General features: G+C 46.0%; 14 protein-coding genes. 8 read left to right on the top strand and 6 right to left on the bottom strand.

Annotation, left to right across the window (positions count from 1 at the left end):
• The first annotated feature begins 274 nt into the window (after positions 1–274).
• The 3 genes from R7O03_RS20760 to R7O03_RS20750 all read left to right on the top strand — a co-directional run bounded on the left by R7O03_RS20760 (position 275) and on the right by R7O03_RS20750 (position 7,316).
• Entirely contained in the window at positions 275–2,608 is a 2,334-nt protein-coding gene (locus R7O03_RS20760) for a YgiQ family radical SAM protein (protein WP_054574765.1), read from the top strand.
• Positions 2,609–2,870: 262 nt separating this feature from the next.
• The gene (locus R7O03_RS20755; protein WP_318131991.1) at positions 2,871–6,368 is read left to right on the top strand and encodes a T6SS effector BTH_I2691 family protein; all 3,498 of its coding nucleotides are present in this window, start codon (positions 2,871–2,873) and stop codon (positions 6,366–6,368) included.
• Positions 6,369–6,371: 3 nt separating this feature from the next.
• Positions 6,372–7,316, top strand: a complete 945-nt coding sequence (locus R7O03_RS20750; protein WP_167415325.1) for a hypothetical protein — start codon at positions 6,372–6,374, stop codon at positions 7,314–7,316.
• Positions 7,317–7,449: 133 nt separating this feature from the next.
• Here the strand turns inward: R7O03_RS20750 and R7O03_RS20745 are convergent, their stop codons facing one another.
• Genes R7O03_RS20745 through R7O03_RS20735 form a run of 3 tightly spaced genes read right to left on the bottom strand, consistent with a single transcriptional unit; the run spans position 7,450 to position 10,320 of the window.
• Positions 7,450–7,866, bottom strand: coding sequence for a GtrA family protein (locus R7O03_RS20745; RefSeq protein WP_262689256.1), 417 nt, complete (start codon positions 7,864–7,866; stop codon positions 7,450–7,452).
• A gap of 4 nt (positions 7,867–7,870) precedes the next feature.
• Positions 7,871–9,277 carry an ArnT family glycosyltransferase gene (locus R7O03_RS20740; protein ID WP_213908144.1) on the bottom strand — a complete coding sequence of 469 codons (1,407 nt, stop codon included), beginning with the start codon at positions 9,275–9,277 and terminating at the stop codon, positions 7,871–7,873.
• A gap of 2 nt (positions 9,278–9,279) precedes the next feature.
• Positions 9,280–10,320 carry a glycosyltransferase family 2 protein gene (locus R7O03_RS20735; protein ID WP_318131990.1) on the bottom strand — a complete coding sequence of 347 codons (1,041 nt, stop codon included), beginning with the start codon at positions 10,318–10,320 and terminating at the stop codon, positions 9,280–9,282.
• Between the two features lie 152 nt (positions 10,321–10,472).
• On the opposite strand from R7O03_RS20735, the gene R7O03_RS20730 reads away from it, so the two are divergent.
• Both R7O03_RS20730 and R7O03_RS20725 read left to right on the top strand, forming a co-directional pair.
• On the top strand, positions 10,473–11,150 hold the full coding sequence (locus R7O03_RS20730; protein WP_005389368.1) for a response regulator transcription factor: 678 nt from the start codon (positions 10,473–10,475) through the stop codon (positions 11,148–11,150).
• Entirely contained in the window at positions 11,147–12,445 is a 1,299-nt protein-coding gene (locus R7O03_RS20725) for a HAMP domain-containing sensor histidine kinase (protein WP_318131989.1), read from the top strand. Before R7O03_RS20730 ends, R7O03_RS20725 begins: the two co-directional genes overlap by 4 nt.
• 96 nt (positions 12,446–12,541) lie before the next feature.
• Here R7O03_RS20725 and R7O03_RS20720 read toward each other — a convergent pair whose 3' ends face one another.
• Entirely contained in the window at positions 12,542–13,780 is a 1,239-nt protein-coding gene (locus R7O03_RS20720; protein WP_213968752.1) for a leucine-rich repeat-containing protein kinase family protein, read from the bottom strand.
• 280 nt (positions 13,781–14,060) lie between these two features.
• Between R7O03_RS20720 and R7O03_RS20715 the strand changes: the two genes are divergently transcribed.
• Entirely contained in the window at positions 14,061–14,957 is an 897-nt protein-coding gene (locus tag R7O03_RS20715; RefSeq protein ID WP_318131998.1) for a 1-aminocyclopropane-1-carboxylate deaminase/D-cysteine desulfhydrase, read from the top strand.
• Between the two features lie 48 nt (positions 14,958–15,005).
• Here the strand turns inward: R7O03_RS20715 and R7O03_RS20710 are convergent, their stop codons facing one another.
• Both R7O03_RS20710 and R7O03_RS20705 read right to left on the bottom strand, forming a co-directional pair.
• Positions 15,006–15,548, bottom strand: a complete 543-nt coding sequence (locus R7O03_RS20710; protein ID WP_318131988.1) for a hydrolase — start codon at positions 15,546–15,548, stop codon at positions 15,006–15,008.
• Positions 15,549–15,698: 150 nt separating this feature from the next.
• Entirely contained in the window at positions 15,699–16,559 is an 861-nt protein-coding gene (locus R7O03_RS20705; protein WP_318131987.1) for a LysR family transcriptional regulator, read from the bottom strand.
• A gap of 99 nt (positions 16,560–16,658) precedes the next feature.
• Here R7O03_RS20705 and R7O03_RS20700 point away from each other — a divergent pair, with 99 nt between their 5' ends.
• Together R7O03_RS20700 and R7O03_RS20695 are read left to right on the top strand one after the other, a co-directional pair.
• Complete coding sequence (locus R7O03_RS20700) at positions 16,659–17,723, top strand: HlyD family secretion protein (protein WP_140299280.1); 1,065 nt, start codon at positions 16,659–16,661, stop codon at positions 17,721–17,723.
• Positions 17,724–17,732: 9 nt separating this feature from the next.
• Complete coding sequence (locus R7O03_RS20695; protein WP_318131986.1) at positions 17,733–18,752, top strand: DUF2955 domain-containing protein; 1,020 nt, start codon at positions 17,733–17,735, stop codon at positions 18,750–18,752.
• Positions 18,753–19,523 lie beyond the last annotated feature (771 nt).

The following is a 19,523-nucleotide window of genomic DNA, read 5'->3' as shown; positions in this document are numbered from 1 at the left end:
TTTGCATTTAATATGCACTAATTTGATTATAGGCTTTACCCCACATAAGCACACCATTGCTTATGCTTTGTATTAAGATTGCGACATTTTTCATGAACCGATCTATAACCATGAGGCTTTCAAGGTGAAATTAGACAGAAAATCGCCGATAGATCATTGATATTTTTACAAACCAAATAAAACTCGATGAACTAAGCTGGAATAGATGAGTTTGTTATAGATACCTGATAATCAAATCGCTATAATTCGCGCTCCCTGGAACAGAGAGCAAAATATGACCAATAACATCACTCCTATTCATGAGTACAAAAAATACTGGGCAGAGTGTTTTGGTACGGCACCTTTCTTGCCGACCAGTCGCAAAGAAATGGATGCCCTAGGATGGGATAGCTGTGACATTATCATTGTAACCGGTGACGCTTATGTGGATCACCCAAGCTTTGGTATGGCTATCATTGGCCGCCTGCTAGAAGCACAAGGTTTCCGTGTCGGTATCATTGCTCAACCAGAATGGCAAAATAAAGATGCGTTCATGCAACTTGGTAAGCCAAATCTGTTCTTCGGGATCACTGCGGGTAACATGGACTCCATGATCAACCGTTACACCGCGGATAAAAAACTTCGTCACGATGACGCGTACACACCAAATAACGAAGGTGGCAAACGCCCAGACCGCGCGACTTTGGTTTACTCTCAGCGTTGTCGTGAAGCTTACAAAGAAGTACCTATTGTTTTAGGTGGTATCGAAGCCAGCCTACGCCGTGTTGCGCACTACGATTACTGGTCAGATAAAGTTCGCCGTTCGGTACTATTTGATGCAAAAGCAGACATCCTACTTTTTGGTAACGCAGAACGCGCACTTGTCGAAGTAGCACATCGCATCGCAAACGGCGAAGACATCAGCACCATGACCAATATTCGTGGTACTGCCGTGAACTTGCCAGCGGCGCCAGAAGGCTACACGGTTATTGATTCTTCTCGCATTGAAAAACCTCGTAAAGAAGCGTTCGTACCAAAGAACCCATACGAAGTAGAAACTCAGTGTGAAACCAAAAAAGACGAGCCAGTTGCACAACCAATCACAATTCGCCCATCACGCCACGATGCTGCGACGACTGCGGTCCGTTTACCTTCGTTTGAAAAGCTAAGAAACGATCGCATTCTTTATGCGCATGCAAGCCGTGTACTGCATTTAGAAACGAACCCGTACTCTGGTCGAGCGTTACTTCAAAGCCATGGTGATCGTGAACTTTGGGTAAACCAAGCTCCAATTCCATTGACGACCGAAGAGATGGACTTTGTGTTTGGCCTGCCTTACGCGCGTGTTCCTCATCCTATGTACGGCAAAGCAAAAATTCCTGCGTACGACATGATCAAGACGTCTGTGAACATCATGCGTGGTTGCTTTGGTGGCTGTTCTTTCTGTTCGATTACCGAGCATGAAGGTCGAATCATTCAAAACCGTTCGAAAGAGTCTATCATCAACGAGATTGAAGAAATTCGCGACAAAGTTCCAGGCTTTACCGGCACAATTTCCGATCTTGGTGGCCCGACTGCAAACATGTACCGCCTGGGCTGTAAAGATCCAAAAGCGGAAGCGAACTGTCGTCGTCCTTCTTGTGTATTCCCGGGCATCTGTAACAAGCTAAACACAGACCACAAACACACGATCGATTTATACCGCGAAGCGCGTAAAGTTGAAGGCGTGAAGAAAGTGATGGTTGCATCTGGCGTACGTTACGACCTTGCGATTGAATCACCAGAATACGTGAAAGAGCTCGTGACTCACCACGTAGGCGGTTACTTGAAGATTGCACCGGAACATACAGAGAAAGGTCCTCTTGATCTGATGATGAAGCCAGGCATGGGTACGTACGATCGCTTTAAAGAGATGTTCGAGAAATACAGTGCAGAAGCAGGCAAGAAGCAGTACTTAATCCCTTATTTTATCTCTGCGCACCCAGGCACAGAAGACGAAGACATGCTGAACCTTGCTCTGTGGCTGAAAAAGAACAACTTCGAATGTGACCAAGTACAAAACTTCTACCCTTCGCCAATGTGTAACGCAACGTCGATGTACTACTCAGAGACAAACCCTCTGAAACGCGTGAAGTACAAAAAACGTGAAGATGTACCTGTAGCAAAAGGTGAACGTCAACGTCGCCTGCATAAAGCGCTGTTGCGTTATCACGATCCAGCAAACTGGCCAATGATCCGTGAAGCCCTAGTCAGTATGGGTAAAAAACATTTGATTGGTGACAAACAAGGCTGTCTCGTTCCTGCAGAAGACATTGAAGCACAAACACCTGCGCAACGTCGTAAATCTGGTCGTCACGGGGCAAACCGCTTTGCAACCAAACATACCAAAAACCAACCAGGCTTCGGTGGTCATTTGAACAAACGCTCTGAAGGCGGTTCAAAAGATGGTAAACCATCTGGCAACCGTAACGGTTCGGGTAAAGCTACAGGTGGTCAACGCCCTGCAAGCAACGGCCAACGTCCTAGCGGCAACGGTGCAAACCGCCCGGCAGGTAGCAAGCCGCAAGGCCAAGGTCGCCCACAAGCACAAGGCAAACCAACTGGTCAACGTAAACCAAAGCGTCGCTAACTCTTTAGCACTTAGATACTAGAAAGGGCTCCAGAGGTAACTCTGGAGCCCTTTTGTTTTGTCGGCTCATTGAGGCATCACTCACAACTCAAACTTTGATTCAATCAATACAAAAAATGGTAAACACCAACCAACTTATTGGAAAAACAAACAATTATTTGATTGACGCAAAACCATAAAAATATAACCCATTGATTTTTAATCGCTTTATTTTGGTGCGATATTTGCGTAACAGAGTAAAACTCTTAAACATGGGCTAACGATGAATAATCCACTTCCCCCAAAAACTTCTATGTTCTGGTATGACAACAGCTATACCTATGAGGAGGCCGTTCAGGCATTTGAAAGCGATGGTACACTGAAATCGCTGAATATCGTTCCAACCACGGAATCCGATGATCTTGCTGGCTCACCCCCAGAGCGCAGTATGTTTTGGGAGGGAGAAACAAAAAAAATCGATCCGCCACCGCCGTCTGAACCAGAGCCTCTCAATTTAAAAACTGAGAAAGAAGCAACGGAAGCATCACCTGCGCACTTTATCCCAGTCCGCTATGCCATCGATCAGCTAGAAACAGAAGAGACACAACCTTTTGGTTTGCCTGAAGAATGGAAAGGCCAAGGCGCAGCCAAACTCAATACCGTTGGTTACACCCTGCGTCAACTGCGCGACGGTTGGCTGTATGTCTATGATGCAATCAACAAAAGCTTAGACGAATACGAAATCAAAGGAACGCAATTCACGCTCTATAAGTTGGGAGAATCGGAAAGCCCAAAATCAGAACAGCGTGGGACACCACAAGATGCAAAGCCCTTCCTTACTTACGTCAACGGAAGCGTACTATCGATTTGCTTCTCTGAGCACCGCTGGACATGGCACACGTTCATGCGCGTACTTAACAATCCGAGTAATCATATCGATCGCATGCAAACCATTGTTCTATCCTCAAACGAGAATCAGCACAACATTGCACCAATAGATAAGTTAACCCAAGTCGCTGATATTGAATCTTCTGCCGTCGATGATGGTCGCTTTGCGGATTCTGGCATCGCCACCAAAGCAGATGAAGATGGTTCTGTCTTTAAACCTGTAGCAGTCGAAAGCTATTTAACCTCTGCGATTCCAGAAGAAGAATCAGGCTACTTCGTCGCGATAAAAGATTACGCCGCAGACATTCAAGATATGTCACTGCATTTTGTTGGTGCCGCAAGCCCTTACCGCCTTTTCACTGACCAGTTTTCAAACCAGTGGAACTTGATGCAGACCGCCATGCAACTGTGTATGTTTGGAGCAAGTGACGAGATAGACATGCCAGCTAGCGTTAAGCGTAACGGCGAAGAGCTGTCGTTTTATACCGACATGGCTGACTATTATGACTCCTCTCACCAACTTAATTTGGCAGAGCAGAACAAAAGCTCAGTTCAGTCCGGCTATCCTGCTAAATTTTCCGCTGGAGCGATTGAATCACACCAACATACCCAAAGTGACATTGCTAAAGCGATACAGGACAAATATCGAATTTCTGCGAGCCGTTTTGGTAAATACGAACAATGGATAGCGACTGAACGCTGGCGTCAGCAGCTCAACTGGAAGCAAATGCTGAGCGAGATGCAAGAGCTGTCAGAACAAAAAGAAACCATGCTAGCCCAAGTGGTTTCGGTCAAACGCGACTTTATCGCAGTAATGGAGTCCTTAACGCCGCATCATCTCGAAAGAACCTTCGACCTATACAGCGAAGACACGCAGTACAGCTTGTATCAACTACACAAGCAAGCGGTTGAGTCATTTACTTTGGTGATACAAGAAGAAGACCGCCAATGGGCTGAAAGCCAATGGGAGAAACCAACCAGTTTACTTGCTCTCTATGCCTCTGGGTTTAGTCGTAGTTTATTTAAAGTGATGGAGAAGAATATTACAGAGGCGCTTGATGAACAGTCGATCGTCTCAGAAAATCCTGATCCTGATAATCAGTTGATGGACCAGATATCTGATACCAGCAACCGCGTGAATATGTACTCTAAGATCATGGACTTTGTTTCCAACCCAAACACTGCGGAAACAGCCTTTCTCAAAGATATCGCCAAAGGTTTCCAAGAGCTGGATATTATTTTTAAATCTGCAATAGGTGCGCTTGCAAAAGGCGTTGTAGAGTTTGGTGTTAGCATGACCTCACAAGTATCAATTTCGCTGATGCCTGTTTTCGCTAAACCTCTGAACCGTCATAGCTATTATTTATTTGCCGTTATTGCAGAACATATGGCACACAATATGCCCGTAACAATAAAAGAAGGTTACGCTCACGATTTTAAAAAATGGAAAACACGCGTAAATGATTATCTGATTAAGCTCGAAAAAAACGATGCAATCATTGCTGACTTCCAGAAAAATAACCGCAAAGCTGACTCTAAATACACAACAGCTTTAAAAAATAAAAAGACTATTAAGAAGGCTCTCGCTGTAGCTACATTGGAGTACCCGCAGTACATTGAGTTACCTGATGATCTACCTCAAAGAACCATCGAGCTTAGAACGCGGATCGTGATGAATAAGCTCAATGATTTGAATAAACTGTTCGAGAATGCCGGTGGTCTAGGCTTTCTGGCATTAATATTTAACTGCATCGCGCTTGGTGATGCCATGAGCAGTATTCAAGACACGGGGTTAATGTCCTCAGATGAATTTTTGGATATCCAGCAAAAGTTATTTTACACAGTCAACGCTTGGACAGGTGTTCGTACAGGTAAGTTATGGGAGAAAGTGAAGGGTGAACCTAGGTTAAGGTCACATTCATATAATGTCTTAAAAAAGTTAGTGAATAGAAACGAAGATACCTTTAAAAACTTAAACCTTGATGACCTAAAGGTATTCAATAAATGGCTAGCAATCACAGGGGCTTTAGGTGCGTTAGCTTCGGGTATTGAGGCTTACCGTTCTTGGCAGAGTGCTGACAAAGTTTATGGTCAAGAAAAATATCTGCATGTAGCAAATTCCCTAGTATTAACAGCAATGTCAGCTGTCGGTATATTCCAAGTATACGGAGGGTTAACTGGACAATTTGCATTAAACTTATCCTTTGGCGGGCCTATAACGGCCGGCCTGGTTATTCTCACGATTGCATACCTAGCCATCAATTATAAGTTGAATAAACTGAAACAAGATGATTTCCAAAAATGGTTAGATAAACAGCCTTGGGGTTATCACCCGACTCGCACTCAGTGGAGCCAATCTTCGAGCTTACCCGAACGAGAGAAGCATAATTCAGCATTGGTTCAGCAAGCGCTGTTTGACTTACAATCTATTATTCAACAGCCTACGGTATACCATCAACCTATTGAAAAAGTACAAGCTTACCCAGGTTACACACATCGTGAGTTAATCGGTTTGGAAGTGCATATTCAACTGCCAAGGCGTGCTGCAACGAATGGTATTACGTTGAGAACTAACAGCAAGGCAACAGAAGATGATTTGATGTCAGGCTCGTGGCATCAAAACGCAGATTTAGTCACGCTACAAACTCAAGATCAAGCGAGCAAAGAATCACTGGTGTACAAAGTAACCTTGCCAATTGAAGAAGCAGATCATTACCTTGCAATGCAAGTAGCTTACGATGTGGAAGATGATGCCCCTGCTAAGCGTGAGTATTGGTTCCAAAACGGCATAAAACAGAGTGCAACTTATGGCATTATTTCAGACAATATCAAACAAGACATAATTAAAAAAACACTCACCCCCGCTGTTGGCACACTAGGTTTTCAGGAGTAACCCTTGGCATATTCACCGTTTTATATCACCCCAGAAGAATTGGCGGTTTATCAAGAAGCACAAGAGCAAGAGATTCTCAAAGGGGACAATTTAACAACATGGCATAAGTATGATGTAGAAGAGCCATTTCGCTACCATTACAAGTTAACGGCTTTGCCATTTATGAGCTTCTTATTTGGAATTGTATTTTTGACACACTCAAGTGATACGCTTGTCGTGACCTTTTTTGGCCTTATCTTGTCAGTAATGATGGCCGGGATCTTTTATCTTACGATTGGCCTCGACTATCGCTATGACTATATCTTTTCTGACAAAGGCTTTGTGATGAAGAAGCGTCGCAACATGCCTAAGTGGGCGAATACCGCCACACAAGCCGTTGGCTGGATCGGTGCGGTAGTTTGCGTTTTGATGGTAGCGGTAGTTGGCCCGATGGCGTTAGCTGGAGCGGGCGCTCTTATTTTATTCTCATTTGGTATGTTAAAACGCAAGCCCGATGAACCAACAGAAGTGAGAATTGGAGAGCGTGAAGATTGGTTGTTTGCCGACTACAACAAAAAGCGCAAAGTGATCCAGTTCTACTTTAAGCAGGATAAGTGTGAATATATCGATATGGAACACAACACTATTGTCCGTTCACATAGTAGATCTGATTGCTACGTATTTTTCAAAACTGAAACGGACTTAGAATCGATGGTAAATCAGTTAGCTACGGAATATAAGCTGGATTGTACAGAGGTAGATGACCACAAAAAGCTGTTTGAATCGAAGCCAGAAGCTAGACTGTTTAACATTCCTGTTTGTAATAGAGAATATAAAGCCGATGAGGTATTTGATTTAAGAGCATCAAATGCCCCGCTTCCTGAGCGTGAATACCTTTACAACGGTAAGTGGCAAACCGAGTCTGAAATCGAACAATCAAAATCTGAACTAACGGCAGCCAAGGTATAAACCTTGGCTTATTTACCTTTTTACATCCCCCATGAAAAGCTTTAGGTTTACTCTGATGTACAAAAAGAAAAATTGGTTCAAATAACGAATTTTTAACTCGAGGATAGGATAGTAAGCCCGAACCTTTCTATCCTCAACTAAACACCCATTTTGCACTGAGTAAATAGTTACTCACCATGCCTGCCAATATGCCTAAGATCAAAGCCAAATAGACCATCACCCCTTGCGTTCCTAGCGCGAGCGTTACGCCTTTGAACACAATAAAGTTCGGCAAAGCACTGATAAAGGCACTCGCCATAAATTTTTGCCATTGAGCGAAAGGGTTGGTTTTTTCTGCTTGATAGAAAGTCAGCCAGCGATTGCCAAGCCACGTCGTGGTTGCCGCAAACAAAAATGCTATCCCACGAGCCAACATCAGCTCCAGACCAAACCAATGGAACAACACAGAAAAGATAAGGGTGTCGACCATAAAGCCGACACCTCCTACCAGAGCAAACCTTGTTAACGAAGCAAACCTTTCTGACGAAGCAAACTTTGGTAATTTGCGCATTCCGCTATCCAACCACACAGGTGTAGAGTGAGCGTTTCGATTTTGCTGTGAACTCGTTGGTACAGCTCAACGCATTTTCATGAATCATGCTATCCACTTGCTGCGATTTACCAATCAGGTGGAATTTCTTCAGATTGTTTAAGTCATTCTTATGTTTAAGCTTTTTCGCCTGACCATGACTATAGAACTGGCCTGAAAACGGGCGCTTACCAATGTAGAAGACCGGAGCATTATCATTAATTTGCGCGAAGATGATGCGGTCGCTGCGGCTATCTGCTTTGCCCATATTCAAAACCAACATCGCAATCATAAGCAGGGCTGGCAACACCGCTGCCGTTCCGGTCAGCCATTTGAAATCGTGTTTATCCACCAGCATTGCAATCAAGATACCCAACGCAGGCACACCCGGTAGCACGTAAGCAGGCAAAATATTCCCAGCCATGGTGAACAAGATCATTGGAGAAATCAGCCAACACATCAGGAAGCTAAACAAACCTTGATGATCGGTTTCAATGGCTTTGAGTACCTTACGACGTTTCCACGCCAAGATAGGCAATACAATTGACCAAGGCGCAGCCGACTGTAGCCAGAATACCCAGATCATCCCACGTGGTTGATCATGAGCAGAACCATACAGATCCCCTTCCCAACCGCTGACAACAAAACGCTTAAAGTGCTCGCCAACAATGAAGTAATCAATAAATCCAGGCGTCGCCATTTCAGCCATGATGTACCAAGGTAGAGCAATCGCCAGCATGAGCGCCAACCCCGACACAATTGGAAAACGCTGCCACAAGGCTTTGAAGGCACCAAAGAAACCATGCTGAATCACGAGCCAAGGAAATACTGCGATGCCCATGATCACGATCGCCACTGGACCTTTCGCTAACAGCCCGCAAGCCAAGCCAAAGAAACCGAGGTAACCCCACAATCGGCTGTGTTTGTCTTTGCCAAGCCAGCAATAGTAAAAACCAACCATCGCCATCGTCATTGCCAACGTCAGTGCCATGTCTGTCATCACCGCACCCGCCGCAATTGAAAAGATGCCACACGTCGCCAGTACCAACGCTGCGATGACAGCATTAAAGCCTGCACGATGCGCCATGAAAGCAACAAAAACAATCGTCGCAACACCCGCTAACCAATGAGGCGCGCGCACTGCAAATTCATTCAATCCAAACAGCTCAATGCCGTAAGCACTCATCCACGTGAACAGAGGGGGCTTCCCCCAAAAAGGCACGCCGTAATCAAACTGTGGGGTAAGCCAATTGCCGGTTTCCACCATTAAGCGCGCCATTTCGCCGTAGCGGGCTTCTGTGGTGTCCATCAAAGGGTAAGCAGCAAGTGAAATAAGACGGAGTAAAAGAGCAAACGCCAACAACAACCACAAATGGGTTTTATTAATACTCATGATTACGCGGTTTCTCCAAGTTTAAACTTCATGGTTTGGATGGATTGATGTTTTGCAGGCTGCTCGTAAACGGACTGAACAAGATAAAGAGGACGTTGCTTGGTCTCGACAAAAATGCGGCCAATGTACTCGCCCAAAAGGCCAATCGACAGCAGTTGCACACCGCCCAAGGCAAGTTGGACGACCATCATGGATGGGTAACCAGTGACGAGTTCACCAAACACAACGGTTTTCATCACTATGAATACGCCATAGATAAAGGCACTGAACGCCACTAACGCACCAGCAAGTGTCGCTAAGCGCAAAGGGCGAATGGAAAACGAGGTAATGCCATCCATTGCAAGGCCAATCAGCTTGAGATAGTTCCATTTGGTCTCACCACAGAAACGAGCGTCACGCTCAAACTGAACCGTCACTTGCTTGAAACCCGGCCAAGAAAAAATGCCCTTCATGTATCGGTTACGTTCTGGCAGCGCATTGATGTGCTTAACCACTTTTGCGCTCAGTAGACGGAAATCGCCCACGTTCTCAGGCACATCCAATTTCGCCATGCTGTTAAGCACTTTGTAAAAGCAAGCGGCCGAGAAGCGTTTGAACCAAGTTTCACCGTGGCGCTCGCTGCGCTGCATGTTCACTACGTCATACCCTTCACGCCATTTTGATACCATTTGCGGGATCAACTCAGGCGGGTCTTGCAAGTCGGCATCAATCACGATCACCGCTTCACCTTGACAGTGTTCCAGACCCGCACTCATGGCGGACTCTTTGCCGAAGTTACGGCTTAGTGCAATACAACGAACGTCGCTAGAAGATTGAGAAAAGTTTTGCGCGATCATTAGGCTCTCGTCTTTGCTGCCGTCGTCCACATAAACGATTTCACAGCGTTCTGGCATTTCATCCAAAACGGCGGCTAAACGACGATGAAATTCAGGTAAGACTTCTTGCTCGTTAAAGAATGGCACCACAACAGACAAAACTGTTTTAGGCTCAGTGTGTTGGCTCACCTTTGAAAAGGTTGCAGCGTGAATGTTGAAGGTTGACATGCTACTCTTCCACTAAATCCGATGAATGAATCCAGTCTACAAACATCAACGTGAAAGAGATGTTATTGACATCTTTTTCACGTCCTTAGTGAATAATGTTCGGTTAAGACGAAGTCTTATTTTCGAACACCTGCCCACTTGGAGAGAAATACATGAAACGCGTACTTTTAGTCGAAGATAATCGAGAAATTGCAGGCATGCTGTTCGATTATTTTGAGTGTGCAGGTATGGAACTCGATTATGCAGACAACGGCGAACTCGGCCTGAAACTAGCGATGGAAAACACCTTCGACATCATCTTGCTCGATCTCATGCTGCCACGCATGGATGGCCTGACCATGTGTAATAAACTTCGCGACGCGGGCAACAACACACCGGTACTTATGCTGACGGCGCTCGATAGCCGTGACGATATGCTCAAAGGCTTCCAACACGGTGCGGATGACTATCTGACCAAACCTTTCGATCTGGATATTCTTGAAGCGCGCATGATGGCACTGATCCGCCGTTACCGTGGCACTGTCGCATCGAGCAAGTTGGAATACGGTGAAGTGTCTATCGACCAAAAAACGCGTAAAGCTTATCGCCAAGATAAACTGTTGGCGCTAAACCCTACCACTTACACCATTCTGGAAATGCTTGTGAAAAGCGCGCCAGACGTAGTGACACGCGAAGAAATTGCCTTCCAACTTTGGCAAGAGAACGAGCCGAACAACGACGTTCTGCGCAGCCACATTTACCAACTTCGCAACCAACTTGATAAGCCATTTGAACAACATGTGCTTATCACCGTGCCGAAAGTTGGCTTCCGCTTGGAGACAGGTGCATGATCAATCGCTTACTTGCTAGCACGCAAAGCACACAAAGTATGACAGGGCGACTCGCTCTGTTTTTCTCTTTTGTGTCGGTCGTGATTGGCATCTTCTGCTTTTTGTTGATTACCGGCTCCCTGCTTTGGTCTGAAGACCGCGTGGGCGAGCGTCGTATTATGGTCGACAAAAAAGAAGCAATTGAACATTTCCAGTCTCATCCAGAGCAAGGCAGTATTCAGCTTGACCTTCTCACCACCGCTTACAACGACATCTCATTGGTTGCCGAGCGCTACCAAAAATACCTGATTGGTCAAAAGCACTTTCTTGATGAAGTAGAGGACGGTGAATACTCGCGCATGGTTTACATGAGCACTTACACCTACAAAGGCGTTGAACATCCTGTGATTCTGGTTTCCTTGATTGATGAAATCGAGATCACCTCAGAGGAATTCATTCTCGTCGTCGCTATGGTGTTATCGATTGTCGCCGTGCTGGTGTTCCTGTTTGGTAGTCTGTTGCTGCGCCTATCACAACGCTTGATTGAACCCGTCAATGCACTTAAAACCCAACTCGATCACCACCAAGGCGATGCCACACAGACTTTTAGTGTGCCAGAGGGTTCAGCCAAAGAGTTCCAAACTCTTGCGGATGAGCTGAATGAGTACCGCCACAAAATCAACCAAGTCATCAAGCGTGAGCAAGCCTTTGCACGATACGCGAGTCATGAACTGCGTACACCATTAACCGTGATGAAAGGCTCAAGCAGCTTACTGGCGAGAAGTGCGAACACGGATTTCCAGACCCGCCAAGTGAATCGAATTCAGGATGCAACGCAGCAAATGTCGACTATGGTGGATGCCCTACTCGGCTTAGTACGTTACGAGCGTAATGCAGATGATTCACCAGTGCGCAGCATCACCGAAGAAGAACTCAACCAAATCATCTTCCAAAGCCAAGCTCAGGCGGATGAGAAAGCACTCAACTTTAATGTACAGAACGACGGCAACCCAAGAACGCGTGCGACCAATGCCGTGTTGACCATAATTCTTGGTAACCTGATTCGCAACGGCATCGCCGCGACACCATCGGGATCAATTCATATCAGCATGGATGAAAACACCATCTCGGTGCGCGATGAAGGTGAAGGCTTTTCGACCATTCCGCACTCAGATGGGCACGGATTAGGTTTGATGATTGTGGATGATTTGTGCCAACGCTATGGCTGGCAATTTAAGATTGGTACACATCCAGAAGGTGGTTGTGAGGCAGTAATTGATCTTGCGTCAGAGCATCAAGAGGCTTGCTCAGAGTAACTTCCTCAGCACTTAATTTAATTGAGAGGTATCGACTTTACTCAGTCTCAAAACGAGCAATTCGATACCTCTTTCTAATTTCGATTGTATGAAATCTTATGCTGCAAGCGCTGTTAGTCGATTGAATGCTTGCGATGCCGATTCCGGCGCCTCACACACAGAAAACATATCTTCGATAAAGCACTTCAACGCTCTCGATTCAATAGTTCTGATTGCCGCTTGCTGCTCGTCCGATAAGTAACCGTAAATGCTCGCCGCACCAAAATCGCCGAAGATCATCTCACCTTGGTCATTCACCAAAGTATTGTGCGCATACAAATCGCCATGGCACACCTTGTTGTCGTGCAGATGATTAAACACGTCCACCATCTGTTCAACAATAGAATTCACTTGCTCGACCGTCAGCGTAAACCCTTGTGGGAATGTATCTCGGGTGCAAGTTTCCAGCGTTGGCGGCAAACCTAAGTTGTAGTAACTGCTTGGGATCAGCTCCATCACCAAAGCAAGCTCATTACCGTCATCCACCTGCGCGATGGATTTCACCAAGTTGTTGTGATGCCCGGCTTGCAAACATGCTTCAAGCTCATCATGTGGGTAACCGTCACTGGTCACTTCGCCCTTGAACACTTTCACCGCCACTTCGTTCGGGAATTCGTATTGAGCGTCAGTCCAGTTAGCATGAGAAATCACACCACTCGCACCTTGGCCAAGAACATGGTTAAGTGAGTAACTGTTTGTCGTCACTTTCGGCACGCTGTCTAACGAAGATGGGTGTTTGCAGAATGGGTTACCTGCGAACGCAAACCATGCCAATTTAGGCAGCTTCATTAACACATCTGGGAAGTGCTCTAACTGGTTCGCAGAGAGACGAATCAATTCTAAATTGACCAAGTTTTCCATGCTGTTTGGCAGTTGCTTGATGCGATTACCCGCCAATGCAAGCTTTCTTAGGCGAGTTCTTTCACCTAGGCTGTTTGGAAGAACTTCAATCTCGTTGTCGGTCAGAATCAACCAACGTAACTGAGTTGGTAGTGAGGCTTCACTCACCACTTTGATCTTGTTGGTTTTAAACCCAACCATTTCAAGGTTTGGCAGCTTGCCCAAGACCTCTGGCAGATGGGTGAACAGGTTGTTGGAAGCAAAGATGATTTTTAGCTTGGTCAGCTGTTCCAGTTCTTGTGGCAAATCTGACAGTGCATTGCCAGATAAATCTAACACTTCAAGCGTTTCTGCAAGCTCTAAAATTTCCATAGGAAACTCAGTTAGCCCTTCCGCCAACTTCAGTTGTTTCGTTCCTACTAATTGTCCTGTTTTTAATTGTTCTAGAGTTTGCAAAACCAAGCCTTCTGATTGAATGGAAATAAGCGGAGTAGTGTACGTGGCTTGAGGGAGAAAGGCGAGACATGGGGTGGAATAGCATGGAGTCAAAGCAACCAAAGGATAGAAGTGAAACCATTGCAATGGTATTACAGCACCGGTGAGTGCGAATCAAAACATCAGGAATAACCGAAATGGAAGTCCTGAAACACAGACTTTTTATCTGGGTTTAATGGCGTTACACTACGCGCCCTTTTTAAATGGCAAAGGTGACACGGTTTATTCCGTCAGCATCGACATGAAACTCTCAGAAAGTCCTATCACCCAACATAGCTTTAATGGGCGCAAATTTTTCCTTAAACGTGACGACATGCTCCACTCCCACTTTTCTGGGAACAAAGCACGTAAGTTTATGACGTTAATGGAAGAGCAAAATCCCGACATCACCACGTTAATAAGCTTTGGCTCCGCTCAATCTAATGCCATGTACTCGCTAGCGGCTCTCGCCCAGATTAAAGGTTGGGCATTTGAGTTTTATGTTCATCACATTCCATCTTGGCTAAAAAGCTCCCCCATCGGAAACTATCGCGGCGCTCTCAATTTGGGTATGAAAATCACTGCCATGCAAGACATCGGTAGCGAACTTCACCCTAGTGAATACATCCACCAGGTACGAAGAGTAGATGAGTCGACATTGCTGATTCCAGAGGGTGGACGTTCCCACCTCGCTGAAGCTGGCATCAAACAGTTAGCACGAGAAATTCTTGATTGGACGCGATTGAGAGGTAAAGAGCAGTTTACGGTCGCCCTGCCATCAGGTACTGGCACGACGGCTTTATATCTTCATAAACATTTAAGCCCACACGGCATAGAAGTGCTAACTTGCCCTTGCGTAGGCGATGCAGATTACTTAACTGAACAGTTCAACCAGCTCGGTGAAAACAGCCACCCAACCATTTTAACCGTGCGCAACAAACACCATTTTGGTCGCTTGTACGAAGAAGATTACATCACATGGAAAGCACTCTTTGAGCAAACCGACCTCGAATTTGACCTGTTATACGACCCGTATATGTGGCAATGCCTCACCCCTTGGTTGGAAGAGAACACAGATAAAACGGTGATTTATATTCACCAAGGCGGGTTACTTGGCAACGAGTCGATGTTGCCAAGATATCAACGAGAATTTGAATAGCGTGTTCAAATAAAGTTGTTGCTGATTACAGTGATTACAGTGATTCCACTATTTGATGAGCGCCAGAATTTCTTTGAATTCAGGTGCTCGGCAATCTTCGACCATTTCATACAAACACATTTCTAGCCCAGTGAGCACCACACCGTTAGCGGTTAACTTCGCAAGAGCGAGCGCCTTATTGGCAGCGGTTCGGGAAGATACACAATCCGTGACTAATTCAACGCGATAACCGGACTGACGCAGAGAAACCGCGGTTTGATAGACGCAAATGTGGGATTCAATACCGCAAACCAACCAGGTATCCACTTTTGCGTTCTCCACCGCGACCTTAAACGTCGCCTCTTTGCAACCATCAAACGTGTACTTGGTAATAGGTAAATGCGTGCTTTCAAGCACTTCACGAATCGGATCCGCGGTTGGGCCCAACCTTTCTGGATTCTGTTCTAGCCACAGAATAGGCAAATCTAGTGCTTTGGCACCCTTTACCAGTTTCGTGATATTTTCAATCAGTGCGTCGCTTTCATGCACTAATGTAGCGAGTTTGCCCTGAACATCCACCACAATCAGGCCCGTGTTTCCTTTCGATAACATTTCCATCTCCTATCTTGTGCGACCACAAATCATACTCAACAAGTTGAGTAACAGTTAATGTATCAGAACCCTTTCATGTTAGAGCAATAAAACCTAGAAAGATGACCTTCGCTCACACATTTGCCCTTAGTTAAGTGTGGTTTGAACTGACTATTTAAATTTCTCTCGAATTAGTTCAATCAAGGCTTTGACTTTATTAGGCAGAAATAAGGCCGAGGGATAAATCAGAGTAAGATGCTGCTTCGGATGCGCGAATTGAGGCAGCACCTCGACCAACAAACCGTCTCTCAGTGCAGGCTTGGAATGAATTTGAGGAATAAACGCGATGCCGTTTCCTGCTATCGCCATCGAGCGCAGCAAGTTGAGGTCGTCCGAGCGCAACGCCACATGCAGATCTGAATCGAGCAAATCGGCATTGTAACGATTAGTTAAAAGGCGATGCTGCTTAAGATCTTCCACCGTTTTTACTGGCGGATGCGATTCTAGATAGGCTTTTGACGCAACAAAGTGACTACGATAAGGCAAAAGACTGAACTGCACATAGCTGTCATCGGTGACTCTGACCACGCTCGGAAGAAGCTGCAAATCAAACGATTGACGCTTGAGATCGACACTCTCTTGATGGTTTTCAATCTCGACCGAAATATCCGGATACCGCGTTGTGTACTCGGTGATGATCGCGTTAAACGCGGCAGAGCTCATCAATGCGGAAGGAATGGCTAAACGCACCTTGCCCGTCAGCTCTTGTTGATATTCGTGCATGGCATTTAAACCTTGCTGAATATGGTCAATAGGCTGCCCCACCAACTCAAACAAGCGTTTCCCGTGCTCCGTCAACTCAATGCTGCGTGTTGTGCGAATCAAAAGCTGTACCCCGAGCGATTTCTCTAATTCTTGCAGACGACGACTCACTTTTGAGCGTTGTAGTTGATTCGCCTCTGCCGCTGCACTTATACCGCCGTGAACCACCGTCTGAGTGAATAGGTAAACATCATCAAAATTAACGTTCATTGTCCTATTTTTAGGTCATTTATGTTCGTATTATCATTCTACTGAATTGTGAGTGACTTCTCTATAATCCGCTATCCAATATGTTTAACGGAACTTGTAATGACGGCTGACCAAAAATTCAAACACTGGATGCGAACTTTGATTGTCCTGTTCATCGTACTATTTTTGTACATTATCATTGCTGACCGCCACGCCCCCTTAACGACCGAAGGACGAGTGCAAGGATACGTTGTCCAAGTCGCACCCGAGGTATCTGGTAAAGTGACCGACGTTCTCATCGAGAATAACCAGTCCGTTCAAAAAGGCGATGTGTTGTTTACGATTGATGATCGTAAATACAAGATAGCGCTTGAACAGGCGGAGCTGTCTCTGCAATCCGCTTATGAAAAAGAAGCAACGCTGTATTCTCAACGCGAAGCCGCTCTTGCCAATATTGCCCGCGCACAAGCAACATTTGATAATGCACACCGCGAGTACAACCGCTTACTGACACTATCGAAGCAGAAAGTCATCTCTCAATCGACACTCGATAATGCCTTTGCCCAAAATCAGGTATCACGTGCAGCGCTTAAAGCGGAACGACAAAACTTAAAAGTCATTGAGGCGCAATTAGGCGACCAAAAAGGTCAAAGCACCGCCGTTCGAATTGCCAAAAACGGCATCGAAAAGGCGCAACTTGATTTGGCAAATACCGCGGTACTCGCTCCCAGTGATGGTGTCGTGACCAACCTGCAACTAGAAGTTGGCACGATGGCAAACACCAACATGCCATTGCTGACGTTTGTACCAACAGGATCACTCTGGGTAGCCGCTGATTTTCGTGAAAAATCCGTCGCGAACGTAGACAAGACTTTCCACGCCTTGGTCACATTTGATGCCAACCCAGGTTCGGTGTACGACTTTGATTTAGCTAGCCGCGATTACGGTGTAGCAGCCGCACAACAAACGCCTAATGGCGCACTAACCAAAGTGGAAGTGAACAACCGCTGGGTACGTGATGCGCAGCGTACACGAGTGAACCTAACCAGCAGCGATGAGTTACCACCAGCACTGTTTGTCGGCTCTCGCGCTACCATTGTTTTGTACCCAGACAACAGCATTTTCTGGCAGTTGATGGCGCAAGCACAGATTCACCTCGCAAGCTGGTTCCACTTCATTTACTAGGCGGCGACAATGAAAACCTTACGAATTTGGTTCGGCTGCTCTTTAGGGCTCGCGCTAAGCATGATCTTCGGTTGGTCTTACGGATTTTTTGCCATCATGATGCCGCTGTTTATATTGGGCAGAATGGACAACTTTAATCTTTCGGCTTTATTGATCGTGTTTTTCTCTGCGGTGTGGACAACCATACAAGCCACATTTTTGCTGGAATACTTGCAGTTTCATCCAACATTAATGACCGTAGCCGTCGGAATCATGATGCTGTTCAAGTGTATTGCAATGATGAACCAGAAAACCTATTTATTTGGTTACATGGGGCTGTTAGTGGGTTCAATTGTGTTGAATTTTGCCAGCTATAACTTCATGGATATTGAAGAGTTCAATGTCAACATGTGGGTGATGGCGTTCAGCAATATTTTTGTTTGCGCATTCGCGTATTGGTTGTTCCCGGAGCCAAAATCCCCCGCCGAGCACATTAAGATGTCGACCCCAGTGAAAAGCGATATTGACTACATCAGCCAAGTTGCCATGGGTTGGGTAGTGGCGATGGCGGCGTTTATCGTATTCCAAGTAGCGGACTTATATGACTCGTTATCCGCACAAGCTTCCATTTTGATCATCCTAACCCCAATGACTTTAGCAGGCTCGCTCGCCATGGCAAAAATTCGCATCATCGGCACCGCACTAGGCTGCATCGCAGGGATGGCTGTTCAGCTGATATTGGGCAGTTGGTATGGGCATGGGCTACTCTTTTGGCTCGCCTTTACCATTGCAATGGGGCCATTCTGCTTGTGGCTCACAAAGGGGCAAATTAAAGCGGCTATCGCGTTTTCTGCCATGTCTGCCCTATCGGTTCCGCTGACGACTTCATTGGTGCCAGAACAAAAAGACGCGTTCTTTTCGATCTTGTACCGTTTCAGCTCGATTTTCGTTGCTGTTCTGCTCACCGCGATGGTGATGTGGGTGGTGCATCACTGGATTCGTGTGATATTGCTAAAGCATCCTGAGATGAAGAACGTGGAGTTGAATTAAATCTGGCCGAGGCTGGAAACGGGAAATGTATGCCGCTCACTTTACTGTGAGCGGCATTTTTATTTAAAACGGTCACCCTGAACATCGAGGAACGAGCGTGGTTCAGGATCGACTCACCGAGTGCTGTGAAGTTCTAAAGTTATCGTCATTTCCTAGCGAGCTGTAATCAGATTCCTAGTCTCGTCTAGACTCGCTGGAATGACCCTCTCTTGGAGCAGATCCAATACCTAGGGTTGTGGAGAGCAATGTATCTTCCAACATCCGTCATCCTGAACAGCGAGGGACGAGGTGATTCAGGACCTACTAACCACGTGCTTTGAAGTACGAAAGTTATCGCCATTTCCTAGCGAGCTGTAACCCGATTCCTAGTCTCGTTTAAACTCGCTAGAATGATCCTATCTTGGAGCTGCACCAATACCTAGGGTTGTGGCGAGCAATGTATCTTCCAACATCCGTCATCCTGAACAGCGAGGGACGAGCGTGATTCAGGATCTACCCACCGAGTGCTTTGAAGTGCGAAAGTTATCGTCATTTCCTAGCGAGCTGTAATCAGATTCCTATTCTCATTTAAACTCGCTGGAATGATCCTATCTTGGAGCAGATCCAATGCCTGGGGTTGTGGCGAGCAATGCATTTTCCAACAGCCGTCATCCTGAACAGCGAGGGACGAGCGTGATTCAGGATCTACCCACCAAGTGCTTTGAAGTGCGAAAGTTATCGCTATTTCCTAGCGAGCTGTAACCCGATTCCTAGTCTCGTCTAGACTCGCTG

The organism is Vibrio sp. Vb2960, from assembly GCF_033337665.1.
Taxonomy (GTDB): Bacteria; Pseudomonadota; Gammaproteobacteria; order Enterobacterales; family Vibrionaceae; genus Vibrio; species Vibrio alginolyticus.
Note: the sequence above shows the minus strand (reverse complement) of the source record. Positions and strands in the feature narration are given on the sequence as shown.